The organism is uncultured Methylobacterium sp., from assembly GCF_964251405.1.
Taxonomy (GTDB): domain Bacteria; phylum Pseudomonadota; class Alphaproteobacteria; order Rhizobiales; family Beijerinckiaceae; genus Methylobacterium.
The window spans coordinates 8888-16118 of the sequence record NZ_CAXUJR010000042.1; the positions used below are offsets into that span (position 1 = coordinate 8888).

Here is a 7231-nt window from a genome sequence, read left to right on the forward strand (position 1 = left end):
AGGGCGAAGGCCAGGGCTGGTCGGTGACGGCGAGCCACGACGGCTATTGCGGCCGCTTTGGCGCCCGCCATCGCCGCCGCGTCGCTCGCGAGGGCGACGCCATCGTCATCGAAGATTCGCTCCACGGGGCACCGCGACCGTTGCGGGTAGAGATCCGCTTCCTCGTCGGTGGCGAGATCGACCTTGCCGCGGAAGCCGGCACGATCGAGATTGCCCGCGCCGGCGACCTCCTATGCCGGATGGAAGCACCCTCGGGCTTTGCCGTCTCGATCGAGTGCGGCGCGGCGGAGGGGGCGGTCCGCGCGCGCAGGTTCGGCGAACTGGCCCACGCGCAACGCATCGTTTTCTCCGGAACGATGGGCGATGCCGTCGCGACGACCCGAATCGAGATCTGCGAGCCGGGCTCTACACCACATCGCAACAGCATGGCCTGCAAACTGCTCGTTGCCGACCTGCCTTCGACGCCGGCCACCCTCGGCGACGCATAGTGTTTCAATCCGGCACGGAGACGTCTCATGACGGAACGATGCCGACCTGCCAGGGACCGGGACGCACCATGACCGCCATCGATCGCCGCCTCGCGATGGTCCAGATCGACGCCGAGCCGATGCCGGCCGCGATCGTGGACCTGCGCGGCATCGGCAGTGCCTTGTGGCGGCGCCGGCTCTGGATCCTGGTGCCGGCACTTCTGCTCGGCGTGCTTGCCCTCGCCGTCGTGATGTCCCTCAAGCCGCGTTATCAGGCGAGCGCCAAGGTGCTGCTCGATCCCCGCGGTATCCAGGTCTTCCAGAACGACCTTCGTCCCAACAACACAACCGGCGACGAGACCGGCGCCGAGGTCGAGAGCCAGATCCAGGTCATCGCCTCGACCAGCGTGCTCGGCAAGGTCGCCCGCAAACTCGACCTCATCGCCGATCCGGAATTCGCCGCGCCGATGCCCAGCCTGCCCGTTCGAATTCAACAGGCGCTGACATCACTCGTGTCGACCACTCCGGCCGCAGCCCCCGAGGACAGGATGCGGACGGTGCTGCGCACGCTCTCCACTGCCGTCACCGTGGCGCGTTCGGAAAAGACCTTCGTTCTCGACATCGCGGTCGGGACGACGGACCCGGAGAAATCCGCCCGCATCGCCAACGCCATCGGCGATGCCTTCCTGGCCGAGACCAACGATGTCCGCGCTGGCGCCGCCAAGAAATCCGCCGACGCCCTCAATGCGCGCCTGGAAGAGCTGCGCAAGCGCCTGCAGCGGAGTGAGGGCGCCGTCGAGACATACCGCAACCGCAACAACCTCATCGGCGCCAACGGCCGGCTCGTCAGCGAGCAGCAACTCGGCGATCTCAACAACCAGCTCACCCTGGCGCGGACCCGCGCCTCCGAGCAGGAATCACGGGTGATGGAGGTGCGGCGCCTCTTGGCGTCCGGCAAGCCTGCCGAGGCGATGGCGGAAGTCACGGTGTCGCCGACCATCGCGGGCCTGCGCTCGCAATATGCCGACGCCACCCGCGCCGAGGGCGAGGCCCGCCTCGCCTATGGGCCGCGTCACCCGGCCATGGCCGCGGCCACGGAACAGGTCCAGGTCGTGCGCCGCCGGCTGGCCGAGGAACTGAACCGCCTCGCCCGCACGGCCGAGAGCGATTACGAGCGCGCCCGCAGCAGCGAGGCTTCCCTCGCTCGCAAGATCGAGTCGCTCAAATCCGAGTCCGGAACCGCGAACCAGGCCCAGGTCCGCCTGCGCGAACTCGAGCGGCAGGCCGCCTCCGACCGCACTCTCTACGAGAGCTTCCTCAACCGCGCCAAGGACCTGCAGGAGCGCCAGAGTGTCGAGACCGGTGCCGGGCGGATCATCTCGGTGGCGCTCCCACCACTCGGCCGGTCGGGGCCGTCGCGGATCGTCATCGTGCTCGGCGCGCTCATGCTCGGCGGCGTCCTCGGGACGGGCCTCGCGCTCCTGCGCGAGCAGTTCGACAGCACCATCCGCTCGGGCCGCCAAGTCACCGCGGAGACGCGCCTTCCGGTGCTCGCCGTCATGCCCGGCACGAAGCCCGAGGAGAGCGCGGTATGGCGCCTCAGGGACATGCTGGCGCCGCCGGTGCCGTCCGATCGCGCCCGCGTGGTCGTCATTGCGGGCCTCGGGGCGGTCGCCGCCCGCACCACCCTGGTCCAGCGTTTCGCCAAGCTGATCCATGCCGGTGGCGAGCGCGCGCTCCTCGTCGACGGCGATCCGCAGGGACGCGGCTTGACCAGGGCGCTCGGGGCGGAACGCTATCCAGGCCTCACCGATCTCCTCGCGGGCGCGCCTCAGGGCTTTTCCGACGCGCCGCGCTTCTTCGATGGATTGCGGGTCATCACCGCGGGAACGCAGGCCGATGGTGCCGTCAGGGCCACCGCCCAGAACCTGCGCGAGGCACTGGGCCACTTCCTTCGCCAATCGGGAATCGTCGTCATCGACGGCGGTTCGGTGGGGCCGCACCTGCGCGCGCTCGCGGCCATCGCGGACGACATCGTCGTCGTCGTGGAGGGTGGCCGGATCGCGCTCGGCGAATTGCAGGAGGGGCTCGACGCCTTCGGGCCGGACAGCGACCGGGTGCGCGGTGTCGTGCTTGCCGGTAGGATCGAGGCTTGACCGGCTTCCTTGAAGGCCGGCTTACGGCCACCATCGGAGACGGGTTTGGGCAGTCGCTACGGTCTCGAGATCCGCGCCGCAGCGGCGGGCGATGCGCCGGGGCTGGCGGATCTGCTCGCCGCATGCGGCCGCCCGGTTCCCGCCCGCGATCTCGCCGATAGGATCGATGCCCTGCGCCGCGAGGAGGGCGCGGCACTCGTCGCCGTCGAGTGGGGGCCGCCGGGCGGGCTCGTGGTCCTGCACTGGTATCGGACGCTGCAAGATGCCGCCCCCGTCGCGCAGATCACCACCCTCCTCGTCGGACTGGACGACCGCCGCAGGGGTGTCGGCCGCCTGCTGCTGAAAGCCGCCTCGCAAGCGGCCCGGAGCGCCGGCTGCGGTAGCCTGCACCTTCTGGCCGAGTCCGATCGGCCGGAACTGAGCGCCTTCTGTGCCGCGACAGGTTTCACCCAGGCCGGTATCCGGTTCGACCGGCCGCTGCGCAAAGCCGGTTAGGTCCTATTCCGCCGCCTTCACGTAGGTCTCCGGCGGCGGGCACGAGCACATCAGGTTACGGTCGCCGTAGGCGTTGTCGACGCGGTTGATCGGGGGCCAGTACTTGTCGATGCCCCGCGATCCGGCAGGAAAGCACGCGGCCTCGCGCGAATACGGGCGCTCCCAGGAACCGACGAGGTCCTGCACCGTATGGGGGGCATTCTTCAGCGGGTTGTCCCTGGCATCCATGCGCCCGGACTCGATCGCGCGGATCTCCTCCCGGATCGCCAGCATGGCGTCGCAGAAACGGTCGATCTCGCCCTTGGTCTCGGATTCCGTGGGCTCGATCATCAGCGTCCCGGCCACTGGCCAGCTCATGGTCGGGGGGTGGAAGCCGCAATCGATCAGCCGCTTGGCGATGTCGTCGACGCTGATGCCCGCAGTCTTCTGGAAAGGCCGCACGTCGATGATGCATTCGTGCGCGACCCGGCCGTTCTCGCCGGAATACAGCACCGGGAACGCGCCCTTCAGGCGGCTGGCGATGTAGTTGGCGTTGAGGATGGCGATACGGGTCGCCTGCGTGAGGCCGCGCCCGCCCATCATCAGGCAGTAGCTCCACGAGATCGGCAGGATCGAGGCCGAGCCGTAGGGGGCCGCCGAGACCGCCCCCTCGCCGCCCTTCTCCGGGTGGCCGGGCAGGAACGGGATCAGGTGCGCCTTGACGCCGATCGGTCCCATGCCCGGCCCGCCGCCGCCATGCGGGATGCAGAAGGTCTTGTGCAGGTTGAGGTGGCTGACATCGGCGCCGATGTCGCCGGGACGGGCGAGGCCGACGAGCGCGTTGAGGTTGGCGCCGTCGAGATAGACCTGCCCCCCGCGCTCGTGGACGATGTCGCAGATCTCGCGGACCCGCGTCTCGAACACCCCGTGGGTGGAGGGATAGGTGATCATGCAGGCCGAGAGCCGGTCGGCGTACTGCTCGGCCTTGGCGCGGAAGTCGTCGATATCGACGTTGCCCTGGGCATCCGCCCCGACGACCACGACGCTCATGCCGCACATCTGCGCCGAGGCCGGGTTGGTGCCATGGGCCGAGGACGGGATCAGGCAGACGTCGCGGTGGCCCTCGCCCCGCGAGAGGTGCCAGGCGCGGATGGCGAGGAGTCCCGCATATTCGCCCTGAGCGCCCGAGTTCGGCTGCATCGAGATCGCATCGTAGCCGGTGATCTCGCAGAGTTTCTGGCTGAGGTCGGCGATCATCTCGTGATAGCCGGCGGCCTGGTCCTCCGGCACGAAGGGGTGGATCTCCGAGAATTCCGGCCAGGAGATCGGCAGCATCTCGGCGGTGGCGTTGAGCTTCATCGTGCAGGAGCCGAGCGGGATCATCGCGCGGTCGAGCGCGAGGTCGCGGTCGGCGAGGCGGCGCATGTAGCGCGTCATCTCGCTCTCGGCCCGGTTCATGTGGAAGATCGGGTGGGTGAGGTAGGCTGACGTGCGCACGAGGTCCGCCGGCAGGCGTGGCGTCGGCCAGGCCTCGTCGTAGGACAGATGCGCGCCGCCGAACGCGCTCCACACCGCCTGGATGATGTCGGGGCGGGTGCGCTCGTCCACGGTGATGCCGATGCGGTCGATCCCGACCTTGCGCAGGTTGATGCCGTTGGCCACGGCGTTCTTCAGGATCAGACCCTGGAAGGCTCCGACCTCGACGGTGATCGTGTCGAAGAATGTCTCGGGAGCGACGGTGAAGCCGAGGCTCGTCAGTCCCTCGGCGAGGCGTACCGCGTCCCGATGGACCCGGTCGGCGATGGCGCGAAGGCCACGCGGGCCGTGGAACACCGCGTACATCGACGCAACGACGGCAAGCAGGACCTGCGCCGTGCAGATGTTCGAGGTCGCCTTCTCGCGGCGGATATGCTGCTCGCGGGTCTGGAGGGCGAGGCGATAGGCGCGGTTGCCGCGCGCATCCACCGAGACGCCGACGAGCCGGCCGGGCAGCGTGCGCTTGTGCGCGTCCCGCGTCGCCATGTAGGCGGCGTGGGGGCCGCCATAGCCCATGGGGACGCCGTAGCGCTGCATCGAGCCGACCGCGATGTCGGCGCCCATCTCGCCGGGCGGCTTGAGCAGGGTCAGAGCCAGGGGGTCGGCCGCCATCACCGCCACGGCACCCGCTTCGTGAAGCCGCGCGATGATCGGGGAAAAATCGTGGATCGCGCCGCAGACGCCCGGATACTGGAAGATCGCGCCGAATACCGCCCCCGGGCCGAAGTCGGTGGCAGGATCGCCCACCACGATGCGCCAACCGAGCGGTTCGGCGCGGGTGCGCAGGACCGCGATGGTCTGGGGCAGGCAGTCACGGTCGACGAAGAAGGTATCGCTTTCGCTGGTGGCGATGCGTCTTGCCATCCCCATTGCCTCGGCCGCAGCAGTGGCCTCGTCCAGCAATGAGGCGTTGGCGACGTCGAGGCCGGTGAGATCGCAGACGAGGGTCTGGAAGTTGATGAGCGCTTCGAGCCGGCCCTGGCTGATCTCGGGCTGGTAGGGCGAATAGGCCGTGTACCAGGCCGGGTTCTCGAAGATGTTGCGCTGGATCACCGGCGGCATGGTGGTGCCGTGATAGCCCTGGCCGATCAGCGAGACGAGGAGCCGGTTCTTGTTCGCGATCTCGCGCATGCGCTCGATCGCCCGCCGTTCGGTGAGCGAATGCCCAAAATCGATGCGCTCGGCCTGGCGTATGCCCGCCGGGAGGGTCTCGTCGATGAGGGCGTGGAGGGTGGGTGCGCCGACCGTTTCCAGCATCTCGCCGATCTCGGCGGTGGTCGGGCCGATATGGCGGCGGTTCGCGAAATCGTAGGGATCGTAGCGGTCGTCGCTCATGGGGATGCCTCGGGTGGTTGAGGGATTGGCAAGGCGTGGTGTGCGCATGCCCTCCCCCCCTTTGCGGGGGAGGGTTTTCCGAGCCCCTACTTCGGGGAGGCCGCGTAGGCGGCCTCGTCCATGAGTGCGTCCAGCGAGGAAGGGTCGTCGAGGCGCATGCGGTAGAGCCAGCCCGCGCCCTGCGGGTCGCCGCCCACCGTGGTCGGGTCTTCGACCGCCGCCGTGTTGACCTCGGTCACGGTGCCGTCGAGGGGGGCGTAGACGTCGGAGGCCGCCTTGACGGATTCCACCACCGCCGCCGCCTGCCCCTTCCTAAGCTTGGCGCCGACCTTCGGCAGCTCGATGAAGACGAGGTCGCCGAGTTGCTCGGCCGCATGCGCCGTGATGCCGATTGTGGCGATGTCGCCCTCGCCCTTCAGCCACTCGTGCTCATCGGTGAATCTCAGCATCGTTCGCTCCTTGGGAATGAGGGAGGGATCAGCGGCGCTTGAAGCCGGCTGGGACGAAGGGAAGGGTCGAGACGCAGAGCGGCAGGCGCTGGCCGCGGACCTCCGCGAAAAGCTGCGTGCCGGGCTCGGCCAGGGCAGCGGGCAGGTAGCCCATGGCGACGGGCGCCCCGAGGCTCGGGCTGAAGCCACCGGAGGTGACGCTGCCGATGGTGTCCGCGTCGTCGACCCCGGCAAAGAGCTTGGCCCCCGCCCTCACCGGCAGCCGTCCCTCCGGGCACAGGCCGACGCGACGCCGCGACGGGCCGGTCTCGATCGCCGAGAGAATGCGCTCCGCTCCTGGAAACCCGCCTGCCCTCGCCCCACCGCGCCGCCGCACCGGCTGGATCGCCCAGGTGAGGCCGGCCTCGACCGGGTCGGTGTCCGGCCCGATATCGGCGCCGTGCAGGCAGAGCCCGGCTTCCAACCGAAGCGAATCGCGGGCGCCGAGCCCAATCGGCAGCACCCCGGGCTGTGCCAGCAATGCCTCGGCCACCGCCTCGACGCTCTCCGCGGGCAGCGAGATCTCGAACCCGTCCTCGCCGCTGTAGCCCGAGCGGGTGACGATCGCCTCGGTGCCCAGGATCGTGGTGTGCTGGGCATCCATGAAGCGCATGTCCGCGATCTCGGGGGCGAGGGCCGAGAGCGCGGCTTCCGCCTTCGGGCCCTGCAGGGCGATCAGAGCCCGGTCCAGCATCGTGACCTCGCAGGTGCCTGACAGATGGGCCTGAAGATGCGCGAGGTCGGCGCCCTTGCAGGCGGCGTTGACGACGAGGAT

The 7231-nt window shown here is 69.4% G+C and carries 6 protein-coding genes; 3 read left to right on the top strand and 3 right to left on the bottom strand.

Annotated elements, in window-relative coordinates; translation table 11 throughout:
- The 3 genes from ACFE7U_RS09760 to ACFE7U_RS09770 all read left to right on the top strand — a co-directional run.
- Positions 1 to 488, top strand: a 488-nt coding sequence (locus ACFE7U_RS09760) for a heparinase II/III family protein (RefSeq protein WP_375409524.1), incomplete at its 5' end; no start/stop codon positions are given.
- Positions 489 to 556: 68 nt separating this feature from the next.
- Positions 557 to 2623: a GumC family protein gene (locus tag ACFE7U_RS09765; protein ID WP_375409525.1), complete on the top strand. Its 2067-nt coding sequence runs from the start codon at positions 557 to 559 to the stop codon at positions 2621 to 2623.
- A gap of 45 nt (positions 2624 to 2668) precedes the next feature.
- The gene (locus ACFE7U_RS09770) at positions 2669 to 3118 is read left to right on the top strand and encodes a GNAT family N-acetyltransferase (RefSeq protein ID WP_375409526.1); all 450 of its coding nucleotides are present in this window, start codon (positions 2669 to 2671) and stop codon (positions 3116 to 3118) included.
- A gap of 3 nt (positions 3119 to 3121) precedes the next feature.
- Here the strand turns inward: ACFE7U_RS09770 and gcvP are convergent, their stop codons facing one another.
- The 3 genes from gcvP to ACFE7U_RS09785 all read right to left on the bottom strand — a co-directional run.
- Positions 3122 to 5968: an aminomethyl-transferring glycine dehydrogenase gene (gcvP, locus tag ACFE7U_RS09775; protein WP_375409527.1), complete on the bottom strand. Its 2847-nt coding sequence runs from the start codon at positions 5966 to 5968 to the stop codon at positions 3122 to 3124.
- 86 nt (positions 5969 to 6054) lie between these two features.
- Positions 6055 to 6417, bottom strand: coding sequence for a glycine cleavage system protein GcvH (gene gcvH / locus ACFE7U_RS09780; protein WP_375409528.1), 363 nt, complete (start codon positions 6415 to 6417; stop codon positions 6055 to 6057).
- A 28-nt stretch (positions 6418 to 6445) separates the two neighbouring features.
- Positions 6446 to 7231: glycine cleavage T C-terminal barrel domain-containing protein (locus ACFE7U_RS09785; protein WP_375409529.1), on the bottom strand; the 786-nt coding region annotated here is incomplete at its 5' end.

What these genes read in the sequence shown, in the direction of transcription:
- ACFE7U_RS09765 (WP_375409525.1), top strand. Translation starts at nt 557, where the DNA reads ATGACCGCCATCGATCGCCGCCTCGCGATGGTCCAGATCGACGCCGAG.
- gcvP (WP_375409527.1), bottom strand. Translation starts at nt 5,968, where the DNA reads ATGAGCGACGACCGCTACGATCCCTACGATTTCGCGAACCGCCGCCAT.
- gcvH (WP_375409528.1), bottom strand. Translation starts at nt 6,417, where the DNA reads ATGCTGAGATTCACCGATGAGCACGAGTGGCTGAAGGGCGAGGGCGAC.